We start from the raw sequence: 25,052 nt of genomic DNA, 5'->3' as shown, positions 1-25,052 counted from the left end.
CCAAGGGCTCAGTCAAGGGGCATGGTGACGTGGACGATCCGTTGATTCACAGCGCGCCACCGGTCCGAGCTCCGGCTCAGCAGGTGATGAGGGGGAGCGAGCTCCGGTTCGACACGGTCGAGGGGAAGCTCAGCGTCCGCGAGATCCACAGCAGAGCGCTGCAGCCCTGAGCGGACCCGTGCCGGCGCGGGAGTATCCTTCCACGGCGGGATCGTGCATCGTCGAACGAGGGTGCCTCGGGGATGCGCCGCGATCCCGCGGCGGTATTCGACGGAGGACTTGGCTGGAGGACATGAGCACATGACGACCCCTCTCCGCGCCCAGGAAGCGCTCGCGAGCCTGCGCCGCGCGGGGCTCGCGACCCAGATCGACTCCGCGGCCTTCGCGGCGGCGTGCGACGAGGAGCGAGGCGGCGCGCCGCTCGACGCCGAGATCGCGCTCTCGGCGCTGGCGTCGGCCTATGGCGTGCGCGGCCCCTCCGAGGCGAGCGCCGCGGACCGCGCGTTCGTGGTGGACGAGGACGCCGCGGCCGATCCGGCGGTCCTCGGGGCCGTGTGGCTCGCGCTCGAGCGATGGCTGGAGCACCCGATCCCCGTCGCGGTGGCGACGGACCTCGACGAGCTCGTCTCGTACGCGGGCGACCTGTGCTTTCTTCGCCCACACGCCGGCGCCGCGGGCGAGGCGCCGTATCTCTTCTCCATCGACAGGTGGCGCACGCGCGATGACACGCCCTATTCGCTCTACGTGCTGCGGGGCGACGGCGCGCCCCTCTACGCGCTCGGCGTGCCCGTCCAGCTCCACGTCCACCCGGACACGGAGGCCGCCGCTGCCGGCATCTTCCGCACGGATGGCCTCACGCCGAGCTACCGCGAGCACGCGCCGGCGTGCGCCGCTTGCCGCGACGCGCTCCGCGGCGCCGCGGAGCGAGGCGTGCTGCCCGACGTGTTCCAGCCGCTCCTCGGGTAGGGAGGAGCTCGGAGACGGCGAGGCGTTGCTCGATCACGTGAGGTGGCCGTCAGGCAACGAGCCCGCCGGGGTCCTGGCGGCCGGCCGTCTTGTGGTGTGGCGAGCACCCGTTGTAGCTTGATCCGATAACGGGAGGTGTGCCGTGATGCGTACATGCCGGAATGGCCTCGTGATGGGTGCTTCGATCGTGCTGACGGCGGTGGTCCTCGGAGCGTGCGGCGACGACGGCGACGGCGGAAGCGGCGGCGGGACGAGCGCTCAGTCTTCTTCCACCGGAGGGAGCCTCAGCTGTCCCATGTCGCAGCCGACGGCGTGTCCGCCGGTCGAGAGCACCTACTGCGCCGACACGACGAGCGACGTGAACAACTGCGGAGAGTGTGGGATGAAGTGCGGCGATGACCAGACGTGCTCGGAGAGCGCGTGTGTGTGCCCGCCGACGAACCCGGACGCGTGCTCCCAGGGAGGCACGACGATCTGCACGGACCTCGCGACCGATCCTGAGCATTGCGGCACCTGCGACAACGCGTGCGCGACGTCGCAGGTGTGCGCCGAGGGCACCTGTGACGTCGTCTGCGAACCGCAGCAGACGAAGTGCCCCGCCAGCGGCGGGCAGCCCGCCTACTGCGCGTCGCTGGACACGGCCAAGGACTGCGGGGCGTGCGGAAACGCCTGCGCGCTGGACCACGACTGCTCCGGCGCGGACGGGAGCGTGGAATGCGCCGTATGCGTTCCCAGCGTCGCGAGCGCGACAGACGAGTTGCCCACGCCGCCCGCGGGCTGGAAGATCACCTGCCTCACCACGCCGTGCCCGATCGTGCGCTGCGGGGAGCTCACCTTCTGGGTGTACTCGGACGTCGAGAACGAGAGCTTCTTCGGCGTGACCGGGTACGACGCGCAGAACAACCTGGTCAAGGGCCCGGTGATGGTCACGGGGGATCGCTACATCTCGTCGATCACGCTGGACCCCGGAACGGAGACCGCGAACCTGATCGGCCAGAACGGTGGTACCGGCGTCCAGGTGCCCTGGTCGATGTTCCGTCTCCCCTGACGCGGGGGGCCGCGCCGCTGGCTCGGTGAACGGCCCCGACGTGTCATCCTGGTGAGGGGAGGCCGACGCTGGCAAGGTAGGCTTCCAGGGCCGGTGCATGATCGGACGACACGATGGCGCCGATGTATCCGTCCGGCCGGACGAGCACCCAGTCGCCGAGCGACACGCCATAAGCAGCGCGGAGATGGCCGCCCTCATCGACGATGTCGCCGCGCGGCCCGACGGCGTGGATGTGGAGTCCGGGGCGCGGCTCGACGGCCGAGAGCCGGTCCACGCCGTAACCCAGCAAGGTCCAATGCGGACCCTGGAAGAGCTTGAAGAGCCGTGTCGGCATCCCCGCCGCGCCGCGGACGGGCGCGTCCGGCGCTCGGTTGCCCGCGAGGATGCCGCCGCCGCGTTTCGGCTTTTCCATGGCCAGCGACGATTCCGGATATCCGAGATCGAGCTGATGCACCTCGCGACCGCGGCGCATGTCGCCTCGCTTGGCCGCCTCCAGGAGCTTCGTCGACAGGCCGAGCACCTCCGCGGCGATCGGCCGCCGCTCCTCCTCGTAGGTCGCGAGCAGCGCCTCCGGCGCACCTGCCAGGACGGCGGCGAGCTTCCAGCCGAGGTTGTAGGCATCCTGCACGCTCGTATTGAGTCCCTGCCCACCCGTCGGCGGGTGGATATGCGCGGCATCGCCGGTAAGGAAGACGCGCCCGTCCCGGTAGCGGTCGGCGAGGCGCGCGTTCATGGTGTAGGCGGAGGCCCAGGAGACCGAGCGGATCACGATGTCGCCTCGGCCCGTGCGGCCCGTGACCATCGCTGTGAGGCCTTCCGCGGAGAGATCCACATCGCCCTCCAGCGGGATCGGCGCCTGCAACTGGAACATGTCGGTGCCGGCGAGCGGGCACAGCGACATCTGCTTTTCCATCGACCCATGGTTGAAGCGATGCCAGGCGGCCCTGCTGAGCCCATCCAGGACGACATCGGCGACGACCGCGCGCACCCCCATCGTCTTGCCGGGAAAGCCGATCGCGAGCGCGTGCCGTACGACGCTGCGGCCGCCGTCCGCTCCGACGAGATAGCGGACGCGGACGGTCTCCTCGCCCGTCGGGCCGGCGATGCGGGCGCCGACGCCCTCGCCATCCTGCTCGAAGCTCTTCAGCTCGCGGCCGAACTCCGGGTACTTTCCGAGCTCCGCCAGACGCTCGCGCATCGCGGCTTCGGTCAGGAATTGAGGCACAAGGAGCGCCAGGCGATAGGGCTCGCCAGGCGTCGGGTCCTGAGGATCCATGATCTGCGACTCCTCGTAGCCTCCGTCATCGCGGTACTCCCGCGGGGGTGGGTACAGGCCGCCGATGGCGACGACGCGGTCGAGGATGCCCAGATCCTCGAACACCTCCTGGCTGCGCGGCTGGATCCCTTTGCCCCGCGAGCCGGGAAATGGCCCGTCCAGGCTGTCGATGAGCCGGAACGCGACGCCCCGACGGGCGAGCTCGATGGCGAGGGTCAACCCAGCAGCACCTGCGCCGACGATCAGGACATCCGTCGAAAAATTAGACTCCACTGAGACCTCCGTTTTTGTTGGACTGCGTCTCGGATATGTGTACTATGCATATAGTCGCGCCTCCCGAAGCGTCAAGGGAATTTGTGCAAAATACACGAATTGTGAAAAAGAAGCTCCGCGAGCTCCACGGAGCCATGGTCGATCTGACCGCGCTCATGAATCAGCCGCAGCGCGATCAGGCGCTGCTCGCGGAGGCAGGCATCTCCCTGGATCGAGCCCTCTTTCCGCTGCTGGTGGGGATCGAGCGCTTCGGGCCGATCGGCGTGGTCGACCTTTCGGACCGAGCCGGGCGGGATTACACGACCGTCAGCCGTCAGGTCGCAAAGCTCGAGAGCCTGGGGCTGATCGAACGTCGACCGAGCCCGGCCGATCGTCGCATCCATGAGGCGGTGATCACCGACAAGGGGCGGCAGATGACGGACGCCTTGGACGCCGCCCGTCAGAGGATCGCGGCCCCTATCCTCGCCAAGTGGAGTGAGGAGGACTTCAGCGACCTGGTGCGCCTGATGCGCCGGTTCGTGGACGACTTGATGGATCCGTCAAGCGGAACGGACAAGACCTGAGGTGGTGGCAGGCCTCCTGCGGCGCCGTCGTGGTGCTCGCAGGCTGTGGGGTCGATTTCCTGGCCCCAAGCCCGGTGACCAGGTTCGGTAAAGGAGTGGGCACCTGGAACGCGTGACAGCCACCGCCTTGCACAATGCGCACATCGAGTGCCCGTTTACAGCGGGAAGCATCCAGCTGGAAGGCATGAGCCTTTGCGACAACTGCTTCTCGCGGCTTCCGTTCGGTGCGCGCAAGGGGGTCCACGGTTGGCGACCTCCCACGGCGTGCGACGCTTGTGGCCTGCCGCTGGCATCGCTCCTCGGTAAGCCGGTGCGGTTGGACGATGGGCGGTGGACGATTCGTTGCGACTGTGGGGGGCTCCTGCGAGGCTCCCACCGTCGCGGCGCACTGTTCGGCACCTGGGCTTTCGTGGGGGTGCTGCCGTCGGTGGAGCTCGACGTGGGTGACGGGCTCGTGCCCGAGGCCGTCAGGAGCTCGAGTGACCTGGGAGCGACCTGGCGCTCGACCGTGATGAGCGGGCTCGACATGGTTGACCTGGTCACCTGGCGATCAGGCACGATCAATAGCCTGGAATTCTCTGACGGCTCGGCTCACGGGTTTCTGCTCCAGTTCAGGCGGGAGAATCCCGCCAGCTGGGTCGCCTACGGTGGCGCAGGTGTCGACGGCGCAGGCATGCGTCTCTGGGCGCCGCTCATGAGGGATCCCGAGCTCGAGCGGAGGATTGCAGCCATTCTCGACAGAGCGATTCGCTGGAGGCAATCGGCTCTGGCGGGCGGCAAGCAGGAAGTGGTCGAGCCGCTTCGCGCCCTCGGGAATTTCTACGCATATCTCTGCTGACAGGTGCGCTGCGCCAGGGCGGCTATCGCGGCTGCTCCCGAACCGCTGCGTGCGCCTCGTCGATGAGCTGGAATGTCTGCCCGGCCATATTGCGATGCTTGTCCAGGGCACGCTTCTTCAAACTCGAGCAGGCCCTCTCGCTCACCCTGCTCCAGCTTCGCCCCGGCCGGCGCGCCGCCGGACCGCTGCTCGTCGCCGCCTTGCCGCGCCGCGCGTCCCCGGGCAGGCTTCCGCCATGGGCCAGCCCGCCGCCAAGCAGCGCCGCGCGACGTACGCCGACCTCGAAGCCGTCCCGCCGAACAAGGTGGCGGAGCTCATCGCGGGCACCTTGCACGTGTTCCCCAGGCCGGCGCCGCCTCATGCCCGCGCATCGTCCCGCCTCGGCATCGAGCTCGGCGGTCCGTTCGATGCAGGGAAGGGTGGTCCTGGCGGCTCGTGGATCCTGGACGAGCCCGAGCTGCGCTTCCCGGACCCAGCGCAGCCGGGCGAGGTGGAGGCGGTCGTACCGGACATCGCTGGCTGGCGTCGAGAACGCATGCCCGAGCTGCCCACGACGGCGTTCTTCCCGCTCGCCCCGGATTGGGTGTGCGAGGTGCTGAGCCCTTCGACCGAGGACGTGGACCGCGACGAGAAGATGCCGATCTACGCGCGCGAGGGCGTGCGGCACGCGTGGCTTGTCGACCCGATCGCGCGGACGTTGGAGGTCTTCTCGCTCGCCTCGGGTCGGGGTTGGGGGCCCGCCGTCGTCCACCGCGACGCCGCTCGCGTCCGCGTCGAACCCTTCGAGGCGATCGAGCTCGATCTCTCCGTCCTCTGGGCGCGCTAGAGTTCCTGGACGGCGCGCCAGAGTTCCTCGACGGCCCCGCCCGCCCTGACGCGCCAGCGCCGCCCCCGCGCCGCTGCCGGCGGCGCCACCGGCACCCCTGCCGCGGCCTCGAAGGCGGAGATCATCGGAAAGTCGCCGCGTCGGTTTGCCAAGCGAGCTCGATGTCGATGTCCCGATAATCGTCGAACGTGAGTACTCGCACACCGCCGGGGGCGTCGCGCTCAGGGCGCCTTCACCTCGACGGGGACCGCGGAGCTCGTCGCGGCGCCGTCGCCGAGCTGACCCAGGGTGCCTTTGCCCCAGCACAGGACCTGGCCAGGGCCCGTGGGGCCGCACGCCCCCTCGACGATCGCGCACGTGTGGAAGAAGCCGGCGCTCACCGCGACGACCTTGGCGAGCGCCGAGCCGTCGCCGTGCACGACGGGTTCCATCCGCGTGTTATCGGCCCTCGTCGGCGTGCTGCGACCGAGCTGCCCTTGGTCGTTGCTGCCACGGCAGCGGAGCTGCCTTTGGTCGTCGATCGCGCAGACGAAGACGTAGCCGGTGGACATCGGACCCCAGACACCAGGGATCGCAGCCGCCGTCCCGGCCGGGGGAGCCTCGGCGCCGTGCTGACCTGAGCTGTTGTTCGTCCCCCAGCAGAAGAGGCCTCCCACGTCATCGCGCGCACAGCCGAAGTTCGTGCCGTAGGAGATCTCGGAGAAGGGCAGCGTCGCTCCCGCCGCGATGAGCGGCGTGTGCGCGCTGTAGTTCGCGCCGCCCTCGGAGCCGGCCGGGGTGTTCGTGAGGATATATCCGCCGCCCATCGCGCCCCAGCAACGCAGCCCGTCTTCCGCGGCCCCGGTCGAGAAGCAGCTGCCTATCGAGCCGATGCCCCGCGCGAGGATGGCCCTCGGACCGGCCGTCGCGGTGAAGTTGAACGCTTTCACCGGGACGAGGCTCTCCTCACCGGTCGCCTCCGGTCCGAGGCTCGAGAACAGGTTGGCCCCCCAGCAGTAAATGCTGCTGGTCGAGGTGAGCGCGCACGCCGAGTACCACTCGGGCGCGATCTTGCGCACGAGCAACGGGGCCGTACCGTCATTGACGATCGCCGGGGCGTCGTGGGCCATCGCGTCCTTGGAGCCATTCGCGAGGATGCCGGTCTCGTTGTTTCCCCAGGCCCAGAGTCGGAGCTGGCTGTCGATGGCGAAGGTCGCCTGCTCGGTCAACGCGATCTGCGTGATCGTCGCCGTGCCGAGCGACGCGGGAAACTGCACTCTCACCGGCGTGCTCGAGGAGACCGCCATCGCCTGCGGAACACCCAGCTGGCCGAACGAGTTGTCCCCCCAGCAGGTGAGAGAGCCGTCATGCCGGATCGCGCACGTATGGCTGCCGCCCGCAGCCACCATGATGGCGTCGGCGAGCGTGGGGCTGTCTGCTGGGATCTGGCATCCAGGATCACCCCCGCCGCCCCCGCCCACGCTGCCGGACGTCCCACCGCCGGACGCGCCCCCGCCGCCCCCGCCGGAGGCGTCCCCGCCGCCCCCGCCGGACGCGCCATCACCCCCGCCGCCCTGTGCATCGCTCGGACCGCCCCCCGTTCCGCCACCCGCGCCGCTGTCCGAGAAATGCCGCTCGGGAGCGGCGCATCCTGCCCCCGCAGCGAGGGTGGCGGCGACGACGAGAAAGGAGCAGAAGTTCGGTCGCGTGTGGGGGTTCCTCTTCATCTCAAGCATTCGGTTACACTCCTGGCGTCTTTTTGCACACCCTTACCGCACGGGAGACAAGAAGTCCAGTTGAGGCCCGATCATCGATGTCCCCGCTTTCCCTGAGGCCTCAGGGGCGCTTCGGCGCGCACCTATCGAGCGTGGGTGATCTCAGCAGAGCCTGCGGGCGCCGGCGAGCGGCACGGCTCCGGGCATCAGGGGCAGCTGCAACAGCTGTGCGAGCGGCAGCTGCCCGTAAGTGCGCTCCCTCGCCGTTTCAACGGCGATCACCATCGGTGCAAGATTGGCTCGAGCATCTTGCGCAGCGCGCGCGGCGCGTGGCAAGCACGGAGGGAGGGGGGCCGCGGAGGGGGCGGTGCAACCGCGACTGGAGAGGCTTCAACCGCGGTGCTTCACGCGGCGTTGCTTCTCGCGGTGAGCACCGACGACCGGGTCATCACCTGGCTCACGCCGTCCGTTTCGGGGTCGGCCACGGTGGCGCCCGCGGGGTGCGCGAGGGCATAGGCCAAGAGCTCGTGGGTCCACGGCTCGAATATCGTGAACACCTCGTCCGCGAGCGCGATGTACCGCGCGCGCGTCTCCGCGTCGAGCGGGATGCGCGCGAGCTCGGCGTGGTCGGCGTTCACGGCGTGGCCCGACTCGCGCTCGAAATGGAACGAGCCGCAGTAGCGCAGCTGCGTGCCGAGGCGCTTCTCCAGGGCCTCCGCCAGGGGGAGCATCGCACCGAAGAGCACGTTGCCGGTCTCCTCGATCGCCTCGATGATGACGAGCCGCTCGAGGCCCGTCGTGCCCTTGATGAGCGCGGTGAGCCGCGCGGTGAGGACCCGATTCTGTATCGTCTCCTCGCCCCAGAGGAAGTGCAGCAGGTCCGTGGCCCGGCCCTCGACGTCGTAGCCGAGCTTTGACAGATCCTCCAGGTACCAGGGCCAGTGATGGTCGTCCTCGCGCGTGTGGGCGTTGACCATCTCTTGGTAATCGTCCGCCGGGTGCTCCTCCCGTAGTACGAATTTGTTCAGATCACCGAAGCTCAGGATGAAGTACGCCATGCATGGATAGAAGGCGAGCCGCTCGCTCGGATCGAGCCGTTCGTCTCGCATGCGCTCGAACAGGGGTAGACGAGCGTATGCCTGCTTCTTCTCGAAGATGTGCCGCAAGACCTGCCGCATGAGCGATCTCCTTTTCGGCTGCGTGTCAGTTGGTTGAACAATCCCTCTGTTTACGTGAACCAAGCGCCGTGAGCGCCTCGAGAGGCCTCAAGACAAGATCACGGCGCACCGAGCATGCACGCTGCTGCTGGACCTCACCTCGGTTGAAATCCTGCGCATCCCCCTCGCGCTGCATTCCGAGCTTAGTTATTGGAATTTTCCACCAACCACCTCAGACGTTTCTGCAACGCTGCGGGGTGCGTCCAGCCGGTGCATCCACTGTAGCGCACGCCCGGCGTAAGTTGCACCCACTATCTTTGGATCACCATTCAAATTTGAAACGGCGGCCGGTGGGCGAACCGGCGTTGGGGTGCGATACGGCTTGCGACGTCATCGATTGGCTGACGATTGATCCTTCGGGGCGCCCGAGAGCGCGCGGTGACTCAATGGACCGAATGCGGTAGCGGGCGGCTGTCATTGCCTCGTCCCACGTCTCCCCGGCCTTCATTGGACCCATGCCGCAGCCCCCAATGTTCTGGTGGGGGGCTGGCTGGTCCCACACACGCGTACCTGAACGATGGCGAGCCGGTCACGATGGCGAGCCGGTACCGACGGCGCTGACCGGGGACGGCCGGCGCGAAGGTGCAGCCAAACAGCTTGAATGCCGGCGGTCGAGGCATGTAACTTGCCATTGTGCCGTGAAAGACCAACTCGACTCAGCGCTGATGGTGGAGCCCGAGAGCCGCGCGGTTCCGAAGAGCGCGCCCATGCGGGCGGAGATTGTGCGGCTGGTCCGTGAGAAGCGCTACGAGGAGGCGCTGGCGGTGCTGTATCGGGCGCGCGCGGAGTCGCCCGGCGATCGCGAGCTGCAGGCGAGCATCGAGCGGATCAAAGAGTTCCTCGCCGGCGCCTACGCCAAGCGGCTCGGCGGCCTCGATCAGGTGGCGGGGCCCATCCCGGTGTCGGCGGGTCGCTCGCCCGACGCGCTCTTGGTGGCGCGGTACATCGACGGCTCCTCGACCTTCGACGACATCATTCAAATGTGCCCGCTCGGGCGGCTCCGTACGCTGCAGGTGCTGGTCGGCCTCTACACGGGGAGGGAGGTGGCGTCGCCGTTCAGCGACCGGCCGTCGGTCTCCTTCCGGCCGCAGCTGGACACGCTGCCGTCCGAGGCCGGCGCCGATCCGGGGCCGCCGACCATGCCGGAGCGCGGCCTGGAGCGGCGATCGCCGGAGGCTCCCCCCGCGAGCGCGCCGACTCCCCCCGCGAGCGCGCCGTTCACGCCACGGGTTTACGAGACCGAGGAGGATCGGCTCTACCGCGAGGCGTTCGCCCGCGGCACCGCCGCGTTCGTCCAGCGCCGCTACGACGCTGCGGTCGAGGCGTTCGAGGCGTGCGCGCGCATGCGCCCGGGCGATACGGCGTCGTCGGTCATGCTGCGCCGAGTGCGGCGCGACACCGGAGGCTGATGGCCATCGTCGTGGTCGCTGTTCCCGATCTGCGCGAGCGCATGCGGTGCATCCGCGTCATCGCCGGGCAGGCGCCGGTGAGCGCCCTCGGCGCCGCGACCTGGGAGGAGCTCGATCAAGCCCTCGACGGCGTGCAGAGCGCGGAGCTGATCATCTACGCGCCGTCGCTCCCGGGTGGGCCGGAGGACGCCGTCGCGCAGCTCCTCCGCCGCACGGCGCGGCTGGTGCTCGCCGTCAACGATGGCGTGGAGGTCCCGGGAGCGGTGGGCACCACGCGGGTGACGTGGCCCATCGCCGAGGAGACGCTCATCCTCATGGCGCACGCCGCGGGCGCCCAGTCGGCGCCGATCGGGATGAACTTCGTGCCCGTCGACTTCTTGCAGATGATCTGCATGTCCGGCGAGTCGCACGTCCTCGTGGTCAGCAACGCCAGCGCCGACGTGGGTCTGATCGAGGTGCGGCGCGGCCAGGTGTGGACGGCGTTCGACGGCCTCGGCGTGGGCGAGGAGGCGTTCGCGCGGCTCATCCGCCCTGAGATGCGGGTGCGCGTCACCCCCGCCGTCGGCTCGACGAAGGAGCGCACCATCTTCAAGGATCTGGCGGAGCTGGTGCTCGACTCGTTGCGCCGGATCGACGAAGGTAGCGTGGAGGCGCCGCCGCCGATCTCGTCGAGGCGGATCGAGATCGCGCTCATCTCGCCGGAGCAGCGCGCGGCCCGCATCAAGCAGCTCAACGCCGACGCGCGGCGCCTCTTGATGGAACGCAGCTACAGCGAGGCGGCCTGCGTCCTCATCGACCTCTCGACGCTCGACCCCGCATCCAGCCTCGTGCGCGCTAACCTGGAACAGCTACGCAAGCTCGGATACCCAAGATGACCCGATCCATCGCATTCGCCAGCCTCAAGGGCGGAGTCGGAAAGACCACCGTGGCGCTCAACTGCGCCTTCGCCTTCGCGCGCCGCGGCGCGCGGACCCTGCTCGTCGACACGGATCTGCAGGGCGCCATCGGCATGTCGCTCGACGGCGTCAGCGACCGCCCCGGCCTGGCCGCGAGCCTCGCGCGCGGCGGCCCCCCGCTCGAGGGTCTGGTGAAGACCCGGCTCCCGGAGCTCTGTCTTTTGCCCATGGGCCCCGTCGACGCGCTCGATGAGGATCGCTTCGCCATCAACGCGCGCGAGGCGAACATCGTGGGGCGCATCCTGGAGCAGAGCCAGCGCGACTTCGACCTCGTCCTCTTCGACACGCCGGCCGGGCTCGGCGGGATGTCGCGCCTCACGCTGGAGGAGGTGGACAGCGTCATCGCCGTCGCGCAGTGCGAGCCGCTCGCGCTGCGGGCCATGCCCCGGTTGCTCGAGCTCCTGGCGCGGCTCCGCGACATCGGCTCCGCCTGCTCCCTCCTCGGCGTGGTCGGCACCATGAGCTCGTTCCGCGAGCCGGTGATGCTGGCCTCGCTGGAGGAGCTGTGGTCCCTCTACCGCGATCAGGTCTTCGACACCGCGGTCCCGCGCGACAGCACGTTCCTCCAGGCGAGCCGCGCGGGCGTGCCGCTCGGCCTGCTGAGCCGCCGCGCGCCCGCGGTCTCGGCGGTGTTCGACAAGCTGGTGGCCGAGATCGAGGAGCGCCTGGGCTCCAACGCAGGAGGCGAGGATGACGGTCCGATCCGTCTCGTGGACTGACGCGCAGCGGGTGAGCTCGCTCCTCGCGCGGGTGAGCGCGACGCGGTCGCGAGAGCCCGCGGCGCTCGTGAGCGCCATGGGGGCACCGCGCGCCGGCGCGCCGGTGAAGGCGGCGCCCGTCCCGGCGAAGGCCGCGCCCAAGGACGTGCCCAAGGAGGTGAAGGAGGTGCCGCGCCTCGTTCAGACCTCCGACAACCCGGCCGATCGGCTCGACGCGCTCGTCGCCTGGACGCTCGATCACCACGCGTGCGTGGGCGCCTTCGTGGCCGACGACAACGGCCTCACGCTGGCGGCGCACGGCATCTCCGAGGCGCACGTGTCCCTCGTGGGGCCGCTGCTCTCGGCGCTGGTCGGCGTCCGCAGCATCCCCGGCGTCGACGCCACGGCGGGCGCGCTCTGGCTGGGCGCGCAGATGATGTCCTGGGTCGAGGCGCGCACGGCGCGCGGCGGCTTCTGCCTCGGCACCGTGGGCGACGAGGCTCTCTCCACGCGGTCGTTCGAGCAGCTGAAGGAGGCGCTCGCGACGACCTTGCGCGGGCTGTAGTACATCCGGGTTTTCAATGCGGGCGCGCGCGCCCAGGAGCGACGGAAGCACGATGATCGATACCAAAGTCCTCGAGGCCGCAGTCCATGATCTCCGCAACATCCTCCGCGACGGGCTGCTGGCCACCGACATCTGGGAACGTTCGGCGGGCCTGTCGCTCGCCGGCTTCAACCAGCAACCGGTGGCGGTGGCCCTCTTCACCCGCATCACCGAGGAGCTGGACAGCTCGCTGCGCGACTCGAACTTCCCTCCGTTAGGGCGGTATTACCTGCTCGACATGGCGGGCAACCACACCGTGGTGGTGCTCAACCACGGGAATCTGCTCCAGGGCATGCTGGTGGACAACAAGCGGGCGAACCTGGGGATCCTCATCTCCGTGGCCATCCCACGCATGATCGAGACCATCGCGCACGCGAGCGAGCGCTGAGCTGCTCGGCCGCCCGATCACCACCACCGCGCGACGTCTGGGTCGGCCTGTTCATCGCGGGCCCCCATCGAGCCTGGGCTTGACTTAGTTCCTGGACGGCCCCGCCCGCGTCCTGACGAGGCGGACACGGCGCGAAATCCGCGATCAGGGCGCTGTGCGCTGGCGTTCCAGGAGGCGCGCTGTCATTGCCTGCGCGGCGTCGGCGACGCGGGCGGCAGCGCGCGCCGCGTCGCGGACCGCCTCGTCCGCGCGGCGCGCGCCGTCGCTCCCGGACCGCTCCCAGAGCAGCGCCGCGGGCACCGCGAGACCGAGCGCCACCGCGACCCCGGCCGCCGCGGCGCGCCAGCGCCGCCCCCGCGCTGCGGCCGGCGGCGGCGGCGCCACCGCTACCCCTGCCGCGGCCTCGAAGGCGGCGATCATGGCCTGGACGCTGGGGAACCGCTCCGATGGGCTGATGGCGAAGGCGCGCGCGAACCACGCCTCCAGGGCGGGCGGCGCTCCCGGGCACAACGTGGCCAGCGGGGGGCGCCCGCTGACAAGGATGGCCGCGAGCACCGCGGCCAGGTTGCCGCCCGGGAACGGCTGCCGCCCGGTCAGCGCCTCGTGCGCGACGACAGCGAGCGACCACATGTCGAGCTGCGGGCCGCCAAGACCATCACACGTGTGCTCCGGGCTCAGGTAGGCCGGCGTGCCCAGCACAACGCCGTCCGCGGTGCGGCGGCGGAAATCGGCCGGTCGATCCTGGCCGACCCACTTGGCGATCCCGAAGTCGGTGATCTTGGCGCAGAGATGGCCGTCGCTCCCCTCGACGAGCAGGATGTTCGACGGCTTGATGTCCCGGTGCACGACGCCGAGGCCGTGCGCCGTCGACAGCGCCTCTCCGAGCTGACGGAGCAACGACGCGAGCTCGACGGCGGGGATCGTGCCTCGCTCCTCCAGCAGCTGACGCAGCGACCTGCCGCGCACATGCTCCATCACGATGTACGGGCCCGCCGCGGGGTCCTCGCCGGCGTCGAGCACGGCGACGACGCCGCGGGTCTTCTGTCCGAGCTGCGCCGCGACCCGCGCCTCCAGGCGGAACCGCTCGATCGCGTCGACGTTGCGCCCGCCGCGCGCCACCGTGAGGAACTTCAGCGCGACATCGGCGCGCCGGACGCCGTCGTGCGCGCGCCAGACCTCGCCCATCGCGCCGCGCCCGAGCAGCTGATCGACCTGGTAACGCCCGTCGATGAGGCGGCCTCGCAGCCGTACGGAGCGGCGCGACGAGGCGGGGCGGGAGTCTGCCGGTCGATCAGCGAGCGCTCCTTTCGCGCGCGCGCTGTCTCTCCTCTGGGAGTCAGGTTGTGAATCGAACGGGGAAGGATGGAACACGATCGAGCACCTCCGTGCCGCCTCTGCGTCCCAGCCACGTCGGTGTCCCTCTCGGGCGACGCGCTGGGGTCAGGGACCGGGGCATCCCCAGAGCGTATCGCGAACATGGGACCCTGGGAATCCCGGACAGCGCACCTCCAGCAGAGTGCCAGTCGCCGATATGCGCTCACAACGTCGTACGGCCGCGCTGGATGTCGGGCCGGGCGCGCAGGGCGGCGCAGAGCCGGCGCGTCGCCTCGCGCAGCTCGCCTTCATCGAGCGACGCGAACCCGAGCCGCGCGGCGCGCGCTTCACTCCCGCGGAAGCTGAAGCGCGCGCCGGGGTAGAACCCCACCCCGTGCCGGGGGGCGGCGCGCGCCGCGACCTCGGCGTCCACGCCCTCGGGGAACGAGACCCAGAGGCTCATCCCGCCGGCCGGGACGGCGAGCTCCGCGGCGCCGCCCAGCTCGGCCCGGAGCGCCTCCGCGAGCGCATTCCGCCGCGCCTCGTACACGCGCCGCATCTTGCGCGCGTGGCGCGAGAGGAGCCCGTCCTCGATCAGCGCGGCGACGGCCCGCTCGAGCGCCGGGCTGCCGTGCCGGTCGGCGCGCATGCGCTGCGCCGCGAGCGCCTCGACGAGCGGCCGCGGCCCGGCCACCCACCCGAGGCGCAGCCCGGGCGCGAGGATCTTCGACAGCGTGCCGACGTAGATCACCGCGCCCATGTCCGCGGCCGCGAGCGGCAGGACCGGGCGGCCGTCGTAGTGGAACTCGAAATCGTAGTCGTCCTCGAGGACGGCGATCCGCCGCCCGCGCGCGACGTCGAGCAGCTGGAGCCGCCGCGCCGTCGACAGCGTGACCGTGGTCGGGAACTGGTGGTGGGGCGTCAGGTACAGGAGCCGCACCCGCCGCCGCGCGGCGAGCGCCTCCAGCGCGTCGACGCGCAATCCATCGCCGTCGACGCCGACGGGCAGGAGCTCGGCGCCGGTCGACGCCAGCGCGTCCCAGGCCGGCGGGTAGCCAGGGTCCTCGACGGCGACCGCGTCGCCCGGCCCGAGGAGGCGGCGCGCGACGAGGTCGATCGCGCCCTGGCTGCCCGCCGTGACGAGGAGGTGGTCCTCGTCGCACGCGAGCCCGCGCGTCTCCCGCAGCAGCGCAGCGAGCGCGCGCCGGAGGTGCACGTCGCCCCGGGGATCGCTGTACCCGAGCGCGGTCCGGCCGCCTGCCCGCGCGGCCGCCCGGTACGCCCTGGCCAGCTCGTCGGCGGGCGCCAGGCGGAGGTCGGGCAGCCCCGCCCCGAAGTGGAGCACGCCCCGGCGCGCCGGATCCGGCGCGAAGGTGCGCCACGCCGGGCGGGCAGGGAGGTCGTAGCCGAGCTCGCCCCGGGGCGCTGCCACCCCGCGCGGGCGCGGCGGCAGCGCCGCGGAGACGCGCGTGCTGCGCTCGGCGGAGCTGAGCCAGCCCTCGGCCTCGAGCTCGTCGTACGCGGCTAGCACGGTGTTGCGGTGCACCCCGAGCGTCTTCGCCAGCGTGCGCGACCCGGGCAGGACCGCGCCGGGCCGGAGCCTCCCGCGGCCGATGTCCGCGGCGATCCGCCGGGCGATCTGCAGGAACAGCGGCTCCGCCGAGCCCGGGTCGAGCGAGACGGGGAAGGTCCACGGGCGCATGGTCCAGCCATCATGCCAGAAATGGACCTCCTCGCTGGACCACCCCGGAGCCAGCTTCCGGGGCGAAAGAGGAGCCATGACGATCTCGCATTCCGCCCCGCGCCCCGCCGACCCTGCAGCCGACGCTTTCGCCGCCGCCCACCGGCTAGGCCTCGCCCCGCCGTGGGCTTCGCCGCGCTTCGCCTGGGCGAGCGCGCTGCTGCTCCGGCTGGGCCTCGCCGCCGCGTTCCTGTCGGCGGTCGCCGACCGCTTCGGCCTGTGGGGCCCGCCGGGCACCGGCAACGTGGCCTGGGGCGAGTGGGGCCGCTTCGTCGCGTACACCGGCGCGATCAACCCGTGGGCGCCGGCCTGGATGGTCCCGGCGCTCGCCTGGTCGGCGACCGCGCTGGAGACGGCGCTCGGGGTCGGCCTGCTCGCGGGCGTGTGGACGCGGGCGCTCGCGTTCGCGAGCGGGATGCTGCTGCTCGCGTTCGCGCTGGCGATGACCTTCTCGGGGCGCGGCGTCGAGGCGGTGCTCTCCTACTCGGTTTACACGGCCGCGGGCGGGGCGCTGCTGCTCGCGGCCGCGCCCGCCGTGCCCTACGGCGCGCTCGCCCGCGGGGGCGAGCGCGCCAGAACCCCTTGAACCGCGCCCTCGCACCGACGACGTTACGCCGCCTGTCATGCCAGGCGACACCCAGGCCGTCCCTCCCGCAGCGCCGGCGGCGCCCTTCGAGACCCGCGCGGCCCTCTTCGCGTGGCTCGCGCAGCACGGCGTCGCGCACCTGGCCCGGCTGAGCCTCGAGGCGGTCGCGCCGCGCGTCGACCCCACGCTCTGGCCCGAGCTGCAGCTCCTCGGCGCGCGGCGGCGCCTCATCGACCTCGCGAGCGCCGAGGAGCTCGCGAGCGCGCTCGTGTGGCTCGCGCCCTCGCGCCTCGGCCATGTCCTGCCGCCCCTCGTGGCGCGCTTCCTGGAGGACGAGCGCGACGACGCCGCGCTCGCGCGCGCCGCGGCGCCGTCGCTGCTGCGGGCGCCCGAGGAGCCGCGGGCCCTGTCGGCGCACGAGCGGCTCTGCGAGCTGCGCGCGCGCGTGCCGGACGCGGCGGCCCCGCGCCCCGAGCGGGCGCTCCGGGCCGCCGCGCTGCGCTTCGACGCCGCGCTCCCCGGCTTTCGCCTCGACGATCCGCGGCCCTTCGAGGCGCACCGCGCGGGCGCCGGCTTCGTCAGGCCGGAGGCGCGGCTGATCCTCGCGCCCGGCGCCCTCCGCGCCGAGTGCGACTGCGGCGCGGGCGGCTGCGTCCACGTGCTCGCGGCCATCGACGCCGCGCTGCTCTGGCTCCGCCAGCCCCCGAGCGAGGCCTTCTTCCAGGCGCTCGACGAGCTCGGCCGTCCCGCCTGGGAGCGGGCCTTGCAGGCGCTCGACAGGGCCCTCGACGAGGGCCCCGGGGCGCGCGGCGGCGTCGAGCTCGCCTTCCGGCTCGACGTCGTCGAGGCGGCCGGCGTCGTGGTCGCGCCCTGGATTCACCGGCTGGGCAAGAAGGGGCAGCGCGGCGCCGGGGCGCGGCTCGGCAAGAAGCGCCTGCTCCTGGAGCACGGCGGCAAGCTCTCCCCCGAGGACGCCCGCATCGCGTCGCTCCTGCCCGAGGGCAACGCCTTCGCCTCGCGGGCGCTGCTCGACGCGCTCATCGGCCACCCGCGCCTCTTCCTCGACGAGGCGCCCGACGTGGCCGTGAGGATCGAGCGCGCGCCGGTGGGCGTCGTGGCCGAGGAGCGCCACGGCGCCGTTCGGGTGAGCGCCGGCGTCGAGGGCACGGCGCTGCCTCCCGCGCTGCTCGAGCGGGCGCGCCGGGCCCGGCCCGAGGAGGTGCTGTTCCTCTGGGACTGGGACAAGGGCGCGCGGCGGCTCACGCTGCTCGACGTCAAGGCCGAGATCCGGGCGCTGCTCGACGTGCTCGCGCGCGAGGGCGACGTCTTCCCGCCAGAGAGCCACGGCGCGCTGCTCGCCGCGCTCTCGCGGTGGGCGCTGCGCGTGCCCGTGGCCATGCCGCGCAGCGTGATGGGCGAGTCGGTCCCGCCGGAGCTGCTCCCGGTGCTGCGGCTCACGGCCCAGCCCCGCGGCGCGGTGGAGGTCGAGCTGCGCGTGCGGCCGCTCGCCGACGCCGCGCCGCTGGTGCCGGGCGCGGGCGCGCGCGACGTCCACGTGCGGCGCGGCGACCGGGCCCTGCACACGGTGCGCGACCTGCGCCGGGAAGAGGACTTCGCCGCCGCGCTCGCCGCCGAGCTCCCGCTCGCCGGGGCCGAGCCGTTCGAGGACCGCCCGTTCCACTACCGCTTCGCCAGCGCGCAGGGCGCGCTCGATCTGCTCGCGGCCTGCGCGCGGCGCGAGCCGCCCCCGGAGCTCGAGTGGGTCAGCGAGCCCCTGCGGGTCGTGGGCGACGGCGGCCCCCGCGCGCTCAAGGTCGTCCTCGAGAAGCGGCGCGAGTGGTTCGGCGCCCTCGGCGGGCTGAGCGTCGCGGGAGAGCGCGTGGAGCTGGCCCGGCTCCTCGATTCAGCGCGCCGCCACGAGCGCTACGTGCAGGTCGAGGCCACCACCTACGTGGAGCTGGGCGAGGCCCTGCGCGCCCACCTGGAGCGCCTGGCCGATCACGTCCACGACGCCCGGCACGGCCTCTCGGTGGGCCCCTCGGCCGCCATGGTGCTGTGGGAGCTCGAGCGGGCCGGCGCCGCGCTCGAGGCGGACGGCGCGTTCCGGGGGCTCATCGAGCGGGTCGTGGCCGCCGGCGAGCTCTGCCCCGTCGCGCCGGCGGCGCTCGTGGCCCAGCTCCGCCCTTACCAGCTCGATGGGTACCGCTGGCTCGTGCGGCTCGCGGCCTGGGGCGCGGGGGGCGTGCTCGCCGACGACATGGGCCTCGGCAAGACGGTGCAGGCGCTCGCCGTCCTGCTCGAGCGCGGCGAGCGCGGGCCGGCGCTCGTCGTCGCGCCGACCTCGGTGGCCTTCAACTGGCAGGACGAGGCGCGGCGCTTCGCGCCCTCCCTCCGCCTCACGGTCTACGCGGACGAGGCCGATCGCGACGGCGCGCTCGCGCGGCTCGGCCCGGGCGACGTGATGGTGCTCAGCTACGGCCTGCTCGTGCGCGACGCCGCGCGCCTCGCGGCGCGGCGCTTCGCCACGGTCGTCTTCGACGAGGCGCAGAGCCTGAAGAACGCGACCACCCAGCGCTTCCGCGCCGCGAGGGCGCTCCAGGCGGACTTCAGGTTCGCGCTCTCGGGCACGCCGATCGAGAACCACCTCGGCGAGCTCTGGAGCCTCTTCGCGCTCGTCTTCCCCGGCCTCCTCGGCGGATGGGACGCGTTCCGCGACCGCTACGCCATGCCGATCGAGCGGCAGATCGACCCCGCCGCGGGGCCCGCGCTCGCGCGCGTGCTCGCCCCGTTCCTCCTCCGGCGGACCAAGGCGCAGGTGGAGGCCGAGCTGCCGGCGCGCACCGAGGTGCGCGTGCCGGTCGTGCTCTCGGGCGCCGAGTGGCAGCTGTACGAGGACGCGCGCCTCGCGGCGCTGTCCGACCTCGAGACGAGCCGGGCGGTCCGGCGCGAGCAGGAGCGGCGCGTCGAGGTGCTGGCGGCGCTCACGCGCCTCAGGCTGCTCGCCTCGCACCCGCGCCTCTACGACGCGCGCTCGGCGCTCGACTCGTCCAAGCTCGCGCGCTTCCTCGGGCTCGTCGACGAGCTGTGCGCGGAGGGGCAGCGCGCGCTCGTGTTCAGCCAGTTCACGTCGCACCTCGCGCTGGTGCGCGAGGCGCTCGAGGCGCGCGGCGTCGCGTACGTCTACCTCGACGGCGAGACGCCCCGGAAGGCCCGGGCCGAGCGGGTGCGCGAGTTCCAGGAGGGGTCGGCGCCGCTCTTTCTGATCTCGCTCAAGGCGGGGGGCTTCGGCATCAACCTCACGGCGGCCACCAACGTGATCCACCTCGACCCGTGGTGGAACCCCGCTGTCGAGGATCAGGCCTCGGACCGGGCGCACCGCCTGGGCCAGCGGCGGCCGGTCACCATCTATCGCCTGGTGGCGCTCGGGACGATCGAGGAGAAGATGCTGTCGCTGCACGCGGAGAAGCGCTCGCTCGTGGCCCAGGTGCTCGGCGGCAAGGACGCCGCTGGCAAGCTCTCGACGCAGGAGCTCGTCGGTCTGCTCTCGGCGCAGCTCCGGGGGCCGGACGGCGGCGAGGGCGGGGACGGCGAGCTCTCGGACTCAAGCCCTCCGAGTCGGTGACGGGGTGCTTTGGCTGAAGGTGGGGTCGTTTGAACCGCCAAGCCGCCAAGAAAACACAAAATCTTGGCGGGATGGGGGGATTCCCCCCATCGGCCACCAACGTGAACGTTTACGTGGTCGTGGTCGTGGTCGTGGTCGTTCACGGCCTACCGTTGACGACCACGACCACGACCACGTAAACGTTCGGATGTAGGAGAACGCGGTGCGAAGCTTGGTTAACGCCTATGGGGATTCCCCCATTACCCCGAGTTGCGCTCTCTGACTCGCGCTCTTCCTCACCGGAGCGAGATCTGGTGCGCGAACTGCGACTCCTCGAAGGAGTAGGCCCAGAGCGAGGTGTCGCGCTCGTCGTAGAGCCAGGCGTGGACGCGCGGCCCGCCTCCCTGCGCCAGGAGCGGGTAGGTGAGCAGGTGATCGAGCTGGGTCAGCACGTTCTCCTGGGCCGTCACCTCGCGGAGGGCGTCGCGGTGGAGGCCGCCGTAGTTGTGGCGCACGAGGTCGATCGTCGCGCGCGCCGCGGGCACCTGCGACAGGAGCCCGAAGGCCTGCCGATCGCGTTCCCCGTCGAGGAGCACCTCGAGCGCCGCGCACCGGACGTGGCCGCAGATCACGACGTCGTGTGTCTCCCGCATCGAGAGCGACAGCAGGAGCGAAGCATTCTCGCTCTCGGCGTTGTCCTTCCAGGGCGCCACCAGGTGCGCCGGCGATCGGACCTGCGCGCAGGGCACCCCGTCGGCAGCGAGCCCCATCCGTCCGAGGGGGAGCGCGGCGTCGAAGCATGAGATCAGCAGCGTGTGGCGGGGATCCAGCGCTGCGGTTGCGCGCCGCCGCCGCGTCGAGGCGGGGGCCTCGGGTGACCTGCTGTTCGAGAGCTGCATCGGTTCTCCTCGCGGACCAGGAGCGGTCCCCGCATGAGTCGGAACGGGGGCGCGTCCGGTTCCCGAGCTCTGCGCGTCGTCAGGCGAGGGGACGCGGCGCGGGGCGAAGCGGGCGAACAGGACGAGGGAAACCGGGCGCGCGGCGCGAGAGAGGCCGGAGCAGGCGCCGGCCGGAGCGCGCGCGAGCACACGGCGCGAGCCGGCCTAGCGGCGGCGTTCACGGATCCGTGGGGGCAGGGGCGCCTCGCGCTCGCCGTGGACTGAACGTGAGCGCTACGTCGCCCAGAGCACGGCGAGATCGAGCTCGATGGCCTGGAAGGGCGTGGCGCGGACGCTCGCGGTGTCGCGGTGGGTGGCGATCGGTGCCCAGCTGCGGTCCGCGGCGAGCGTGAAGATCTCCAGGGTCCGCTGGAGGGGCGCGATCAGCCAGACGTGCCGTACGCCCTCGCGCGCGTAGACGGGCAATTTCTCCTTGCGATCGTGCTGCTCGGTCGAGGGGCTCAGGACCTCGCAGATCCAGTCCGGAGCGAGCGAGAAGTAGGGCGTGTCGGGGAGCTCGGGCATGCGCTCCCGGCGCCACCCCGCGAGGTCCGGCACGACGACATCCACGTCGCCTGGCGAGGCCGGATCGGGGAAGTGGATCTCGGGCTCGTCCAGGATCCACCAGCCGCCCGGGCCGTTCTTGCCGTGATCGAAGGGACCGCCGAGCTCGATGCCCAGGCTCGATGCGGCGCGCGCGTGCCGCGGCGCTGGTCGGGGGAAGAGGTGAAGCTCGCCGCCGAGGAGCTCTGCCACCTTGTTCGGCGGCGCCGCCTCGAGGTCGGCGTACGTCGCGCGTCGACGCTTTTCGGCGGGATGGCCCATGGGTCCAGCGTGCACTGGGGGGGACGGCGAAGCAAGCTGCGAGCCCCAGGCCTCCGCGTCGGGCGGCCGGTCCGCGCGGGCGCTTCCGCCGCCCTCACGCCTCTCCGACCTCGCTCGCAAACGCCTGCGCGGGGTCGGCCTGCCTCGCCGCGCCGCCCGGAGGCGCCTTCTGGACGAGGGCCCGCTTCCATCGTCCCGAGGCGTAGTACGCGGTGCCGGTGATCATCGACACGACGAAGCTCGCCGCGATGGCGTACCAGACGCCCTTCACGTTGCGCATCTCGCGCGAGAGCCAGTACGCGAGCGGGGCGCGGACGACCCAGAGGCTGAGCAGCGTCGTCGCGGTCGTGACCATGGTCGCGCCGGCGCCGTTGATGATGCCGTTGCTCACGAAGGTGAGGCCGAAGAACACGTAGCACGCGCCGACCGTGTGCAGGTACGACACGCCGAGCTCGATGACGGCCGGATCGGTGATGAACACCCTGAGGAGCGCCTCGGGGAACGCGACCGCCACCGCCGAGATGAGGAGCGTCATCCCGCCGCTGAACAGGCAACCCCACGCGAAGATCTCGCGCACGCGGCCGTGGTGCCCCGCCCCCAGGTTCTGCCCGGCGAGCGTCGATATCGCCATCCCCATGTTGATCGCCGGCAGGAAGGCGATCTGGTCGATGCGCGAGGCCGCGCCGAACGCTGCGGTCGCGATCTCCCCGAACCCGTTCACGATCCCCGTCACGACGACCATGCCCAGCGCCACCACCGACTGCTGGACGGCCGCCGGCACGCCGATACGGAGCGTCTTTCGGATCGTCGGTCCGAGCTGGCCGAAGCGCGGCCAGCTCGGTGCGATCGGCGACCTGCGGGCGTGGAGGTACAGGTTGAGCGCCACGAGCGCGATGGCCTGAGAGACGAGCGTGGCCCAGGCCGTCCCGTTCAGGCCGAGCTCCGGCAGCCCCAGCCGCCCGAAGATGAGGAGCGGGTCGAGGACGGTCGTCAGCGCGACCGAGCCGAGCAGGAAATAGAGCGGCGTCTTGGAGTCGCCGGTGCCTTGCAGCATGCTCCGGAGCGCGAACATGCCGAAGCTGAACGGCAGCGAGAGCAGGTAGATGCGGAGATAGCTGACCGACGGCGCGAAGACGTCGGCCGGCGTGTCCATCGCGCGGAGGATCTGGGGCGCGAAGAGCTCTCCTAGGGCGGTCAGCAGGAGGCCCAGGCCGTAGATCAGCACGGTGGAGCCGTCGACCACGCGCCGCAGCTCATCGAACCGCCTGGCGCCGAAGCTCTGCGAGACGAGGATGTTCGTTGCCAGGGTCATCCCCATCCCGACGCCGAAGATGGTGAAGATGATCGGGAAGCTCACGGTGACCGCCGCCAGGGCCCCCGTGCCCAGGAACTGACCGACCCAGATGGCGTTGATGAAGCTGTAGGTCGTCTGAAGGAAGCCCCCGATCAGCATCGGGAGGGAGAACGTCACGATATGTCTCGGGATACTGCCTGTCGTCAGGTCGGTTCCAAACTTCGATTGCATCAGGTTCCTCGCCTGGGAGCGGGTGGAGAGCGGCCTCGTGGTGGCCTGTTCAGTCGCGGCGTAACGTAGCGAACGCGCGGCGACAGTCCACCGTCCACCCCGCTGGCGCGCAGCTTGCAGTCGGCCGACGCCGCTGAGCGCTCGAGCCCAGTCCAGGCGCGCCAGCGAGGAGAAACGACATGTCGAAAGCGAAGTCCGCGAGCGCTTCCCGGAATCCGGGAGCGCGGCCCGCGTCGTCCGGGCCTTCCGAGGCGTCCCTGCCGCTGGCGCTCACCGCGGCCGAGCAGGACCTCCTGGGTCGCGCTCTCCGGTTCCTCGTCAACGTCCAGGCGGCGCCGTTCATCGCGCGGGCGCGTCGCGAGGGCTACGCGGCGAACGAGCACCGCGAGGGGTGGCGGTTGTTCAAGCTCGCCGCGGGCGAGCAGCGCCCGCTCGAGCACCTCTTCGCGGAGGCCGCGAGCGGCGGGGGCGTCGAGGGGGCCGAGCGGATGCAGCTGCTCCGGGAGGTCGACGTCTTCGAGAACACGTGGTTCCCGCGCACGCGCGCGATCATCCGCCGCGTCGTGGCGCGCGAGCGGCGCGAGGGCTTCGAGGCCGCGTTCTTCAAGCACCTGGAGCCGCAGACGCTCGGGTCGACGGTGACCACGTCGGTCGGGACGTACCTCCGCCGCCTCGAGGGGCTCGCCAGGAACAGCGATGGTGACGCGAAGAAGGTCCACAGGACCCTCGCGGCGCGCGGGCTGACCGAGGCGAAGGTGCAGCAGGTGCGCGATCTGCTCGCGAGGCTCGAGGCCGGCGCCGGCGCGCAGGCGCAGCCGCCTCGGGTGCCGGCGGCCGAGCTGGCGAGGGCCTGGCGGGAGCAACGGGAGGGGCTCGAGGGCCTGCGGGACTGGTTCAACGACTGGGCGACGACGCTCCGGCAGGTCTTCCCGGTGAAGGCGCAGATCCAGCTCGGCCTCACGGCCGTGAGGCGCACGGCGGCCGCCGGAGAGGTGATCGAGGAGGACGTGCCGCTCGACGAGGACGAGGGCGCCGAGGGCGAGGCCGCCGGCGCGGAGCCGCTGCTCGGCTGACGCTCTTCGGCCGCCGCGGTGCCGGACCGGCGCCCGCGGCGCCCACGCCGCCAGCGCAGATCCCGCGCGCACGCGCACAGACCACACAGGGGGCGGACGACGGGAGCCCGGGCGGCGCCAGGCCGCGGAGGCGGTACGCAACCGCTTGCTCTCTTCCGCAATGGTTTGCGGCATCCGGCAACAGGTCGCGCTCCGAGGGCCCCGGCGGGACGTCCCGCACGGCACGAGCACGGCTGCGCGCAGGTGGCCGCGCTGCGGGCGGGACTCCTCGCCCCGTCCACTGGGCTCGTCGTCCGAGCCACGACCGGGGTCGTCGCCTGAGCCGCGGTTCGAGATTGTCGCCTGAGCCATGACTGGGCACGTCGCCTGAGCCACAGCCCGGCTCCTCGCCTGACCCTGAGCCATGACTGGACTCGTCACCGAGCCATGACTGGACACGTCGCCTGAGCCACAGCCCGGCTCCTCGCCTGTGCCACGACTCGGCGCCTGGGAATTGCCGCAATACTGAGCGGCCTGAAATGGCGGAAGAAAAGGAGGAGAGCGACGGGAGCGCTGGTATCAACCGGTGTGCAAGGAGAGGGGCTGACGCATCGGAGGCGCCGACACCGGACGATGTGGGGAGGTATGCTATAGAAGCTTCGACAGGCAGCGACGGTCGGCTGCTTGAGCATCGGTCCGGGTAGGCCGTCGGGT

General features: G+C 71.6%; 21 protein-coding genes. 13 read left to right on the top strand and 8 right to left on the bottom strand.

Features of this window, described 5'->3' with window-relative positions; translation table 11 throughout:
- Positions 1–300: 300 nt before the first annotated feature.
- Positions 301–966 carry a hypothetical protein gene (locus WMF19_RS26260; protein ID WP_437892858.1) on the top strand — a complete coding sequence of 222 codons (666 nt, stop codon included), beginning with the start codon at positions 301–303 and terminating at the stop codon, positions 964–966.
- 145 nt (positions 967–1,111) lie between these two features.
- Positions 1,112–2,014, top strand: a complete 903-nt coding sequence (locus WMF19_RS26255) for a hypothetical protein (protein WP_437892856.1) — start codon at positions 1,112–1,114, stop codon at positions 2,012–2,014.
- 43 nt (positions 2,015–2,057) lie between these two features.
- Here WMF19_RS26255 and WMF19_RS26250 read toward each other — a convergent pair whose 3' ends face one another.
- Positions 2,058–3,563, bottom strand: a complete 1,506-nt coding sequence (locus WMF19_RS26250; protein ID WP_437892854.1) for an FAD-dependent oxidoreductase — start codon at positions 3,561–3,563, stop codon at positions 2,058–2,060.
- Positions 3,564–3,607: 44 nt separating this feature from the next.
- Here WMF19_RS26250 and WMF19_RS26245 point away from each other — a divergent pair, with 44 nt between their 5' ends.
- The 3 genes from WMF19_RS26245 to WMF19_RS26235 all read left to right on the top strand — a co-directional run bounded on the left by WMF19_RS26245 (position 3,608) and on the right by WMF19_RS26235 (position 5,790).
- The gene (locus tag WMF19_RS26245; RefSeq protein WP_437322622.1) at positions 3,608–4,126 is read left to right on the top strand and encodes a MarR family winged helix-turn-helix transcriptional regulator; all 519 of its coding nucleotides are present in this window, start codon (positions 3,608–3,610) and stop codon (positions 4,124–4,126) included.
- Between the two features lie 439 nt (positions 4,127–4,565).
- Positions 4,566–4,964, top strand: coding sequence for a hypothetical protein (locus WMF19_RS26240; protein ID WP_437892851.1), 399 nt, complete (start codon positions 4,566–4,568; stop codon positions 4,962–4,964).
- A gap of 235 nt (positions 4,965–5,199) precedes the next feature.
- The gene (locus WMF19_RS26235; protein ID WP_437892849.1) at positions 5,200–5,790 is read left to right on the top strand and encodes a Uma2 family endonuclease; all 591 of its coding nucleotides are present in this window, start codon (positions 5,200–5,202) and stop codon (positions 5,788–5,790) included.
- Positions 5,791–6,011: 221 nt separating this feature from the next.
- Here WMF19_RS26235 and WMF19_RS26230 read toward each other — a convergent pair whose 3' ends face one another.
- Together WMF19_RS26230 and WMF19_RS26225 are read right to left on the bottom strand one after the other, a co-directional pair.
- Positions 6,012–7,505: an RCC1 domain-containing protein gene (locus WMF19_RS26230; protein ID WP_437892847.1), complete on the bottom strand. Its 1,494-nt coding sequence runs from the start codon at positions 7,503–7,505 to the stop codon at positions 6,012–6,014.
- Positions 7,506–7,888: 383 nt separating this feature from the next.
- Positions 7,889–8,662, bottom strand: coding sequence for a hypothetical protein (locus WMF19_RS26225; RefSeq protein WP_437892845.1), 774 nt, complete (start codon positions 8,660–8,662; stop codon positions 7,889–7,891).
- A 746-nt stretch (positions 8,663–9,408) separates the two neighbouring features.
- Here WMF19_RS26225 and WMF19_RS26220 point away from each other — a divergent pair.
- From WMF19_RS26220 to WMF19_RS26200, 5 genes are read left to right on the top strand one after another with little or no spacing between them, the layout of a single operon-like run.
- Positions 9,409–10,110, top strand: coding sequence for a TRP-like protein (locus tag WMF19_RS26220; RefSeq protein ID WP_437892843.1), 702 nt, complete (start codon positions 9,409–9,411; stop codon positions 10,108–10,110).
- Positions 10,110–10,985, top strand: coding sequence for a DUF4388 domain-containing protein (locus tag WMF19_RS26215; protein WP_437892841.1), 876 nt, complete (start codon positions 10,110–10,112; stop codon positions 10,983–10,985). The genes WMF19_RS26220 and WMF19_RS26215 overlap by 1 nt, the downstream gene beginning before the upstream one ends.
- Positions 10,982–11,785 carry a ParA family protein gene (locus WMF19_RS26210; protein ID WP_437322614.1) on the top strand — a complete coding sequence of 268 codons (804 nt, stop codon included), beginning with the start codon at positions 10,982–10,984 and terminating at the stop codon, positions 11,783–11,785. The genes WMF19_RS26215 and WMF19_RS26210 overlap by 4 nt, the downstream gene beginning before the upstream one ends.
- Positions 11,757–12,329 carry a hypothetical protein gene (locus WMF19_RS26205; protein WP_437892838.1) on the top strand — a complete coding sequence of 191 codons (573 nt, stop codon included), beginning with the start codon at positions 11,757–11,759 and terminating at the stop codon, positions 12,327–12,329. Before WMF19_RS26210 ends, WMF19_RS26205 begins: the two co-directional genes overlap by 29 nt.
- Before the next feature lie 52 nt (positions 12,330–12,381).
- On the top strand, positions 12,382–12,756 hold the full coding sequence (locus tag WMF19_RS26200) for a hypothetical protein (RefSeq protein ID WP_272093476.1): 375 nt from the start codon (positions 12,382–12,384) through the stop codon (positions 12,754–12,756).
- A 144-nt stretch (positions 12,757–12,900) separates the two neighbouring features.
- On the opposite strand, the gene WMF19_RS26195 is transcribed toward WMF19_RS26200, so the two are convergent.
- The gene (locus WMF19_RS26195) at positions 12,901–14,127 is read right to left on the bottom strand and encodes a serine/threonine-protein kinase (RefSeq protein ID WP_437892836.1); all 1,227 of its coding nucleotides are present in this window, start codon (positions 14,125–14,127) and stop codon (positions 12,901–12,903) included.
- A gap of 166 nt (positions 14,128–14,293) precedes the next feature.
- Complete coding sequence (locus tag WMF19_RS26190; RefSeq protein WP_437892834.1) at positions 14,294–15,772, bottom strand: PLP-dependent aminotransferase family protein; 1,479 nt, start codon at positions 15,770–15,772, stop codon at positions 14,294–14,296.
- Between the two features lie 76 nt (positions 15,773–15,848).
- On the opposite strand from WMF19_RS26190, the gene WMF19_RS26185 reads away from it, so the two are divergent.
- Both WMF19_RS26185 and WMF19_RS26180 read left to right on the top strand, forming a co-directional pair.
- A complete protein-coding gene (locus WMF19_RS26185) occupies positions 15,849–16,397 on the top strand; it encodes a DoxX family protein (RefSeq protein ID WP_437892832.1) in 549 nt (182 codons plus the stop codon).
- Positions 16,398–16,434: 37 nt separating this feature from the next.
- Positions 16,435–20,019, top strand: coding sequence for an SNF2-related protein (locus WMF19_RS26180; protein WP_437892830.1), 3,585 nt, complete (start codon positions 16,435–16,437; stop codon positions 20,017–20,019).
- Positions 20,020–20,294: 275 nt separating this feature from the next.
- Here the strand turns inward: WMF19_RS26180 and WMF19_RS26175 are convergent, their stop codons facing one another.
- The 3 genes from WMF19_RS26175 to WMF19_RS26165 form a co-directional block, all read right to left on the bottom strand.
- Positions 20,295–20,897 (bottom strand): carbonic anhydrase, encoded by a 603-nt coding sequence (locus tag WMF19_RS26175; protein WP_437322608.1) that lies wholly within the window; start codon positions 20,895–20,897, stop codon positions 20,295–20,297.
- 273 nt (positions 20,898–21,170) lie between these two features.
- Entirely contained in the window at positions 21,171–21,761 is a 591-nt protein-coding gene (locus WMF19_RS26170; RefSeq protein WP_437892828.1) for a Uma2 family endonuclease, read from the bottom strand.
- Between the two features lie 94 nt (positions 21,762–21,855).
- Entirely contained in the window at positions 21,856–23,286 is a 1,431-nt protein-coding gene (locus WMF19_RS26165; RefSeq protein ID WP_437892826.1) for an MATE family efflux transporter, read from the bottom strand.
- A 179-nt stretch (positions 23,287–23,465) separates the two neighbouring features.
- On the opposite strand from WMF19_RS26165, the gene WMF19_RS26160 reads away from it, so the two are divergent.
- Positions 23,466–24,359, top strand: a complete 894-nt coding sequence (locus WMF19_RS26160) for a hypothetical protein (RefSeq protein ID WP_437892824.1) — start codon at positions 23,466–23,468, stop codon at positions 24,357–24,359.
- Positions 24,360–25,052 lie beyond the last annotated feature (693 nt).

The sequence above is a fragment of the Sorangium sp. So ce124 genome (assembly GCF_051525235.1).
In the GTDB taxonomy this organism is placed as follows: Bacteria; Myxococcota_A; Polyangia; order Polyangiales; family Polyangiaceae; genus Sorangium; species Sorangium atrum.
The sequence above is the reverse complement of the archived record's forward strand: the minus strand, read 5'-3'. Positions and strand labels throughout refer to the sequence as shown.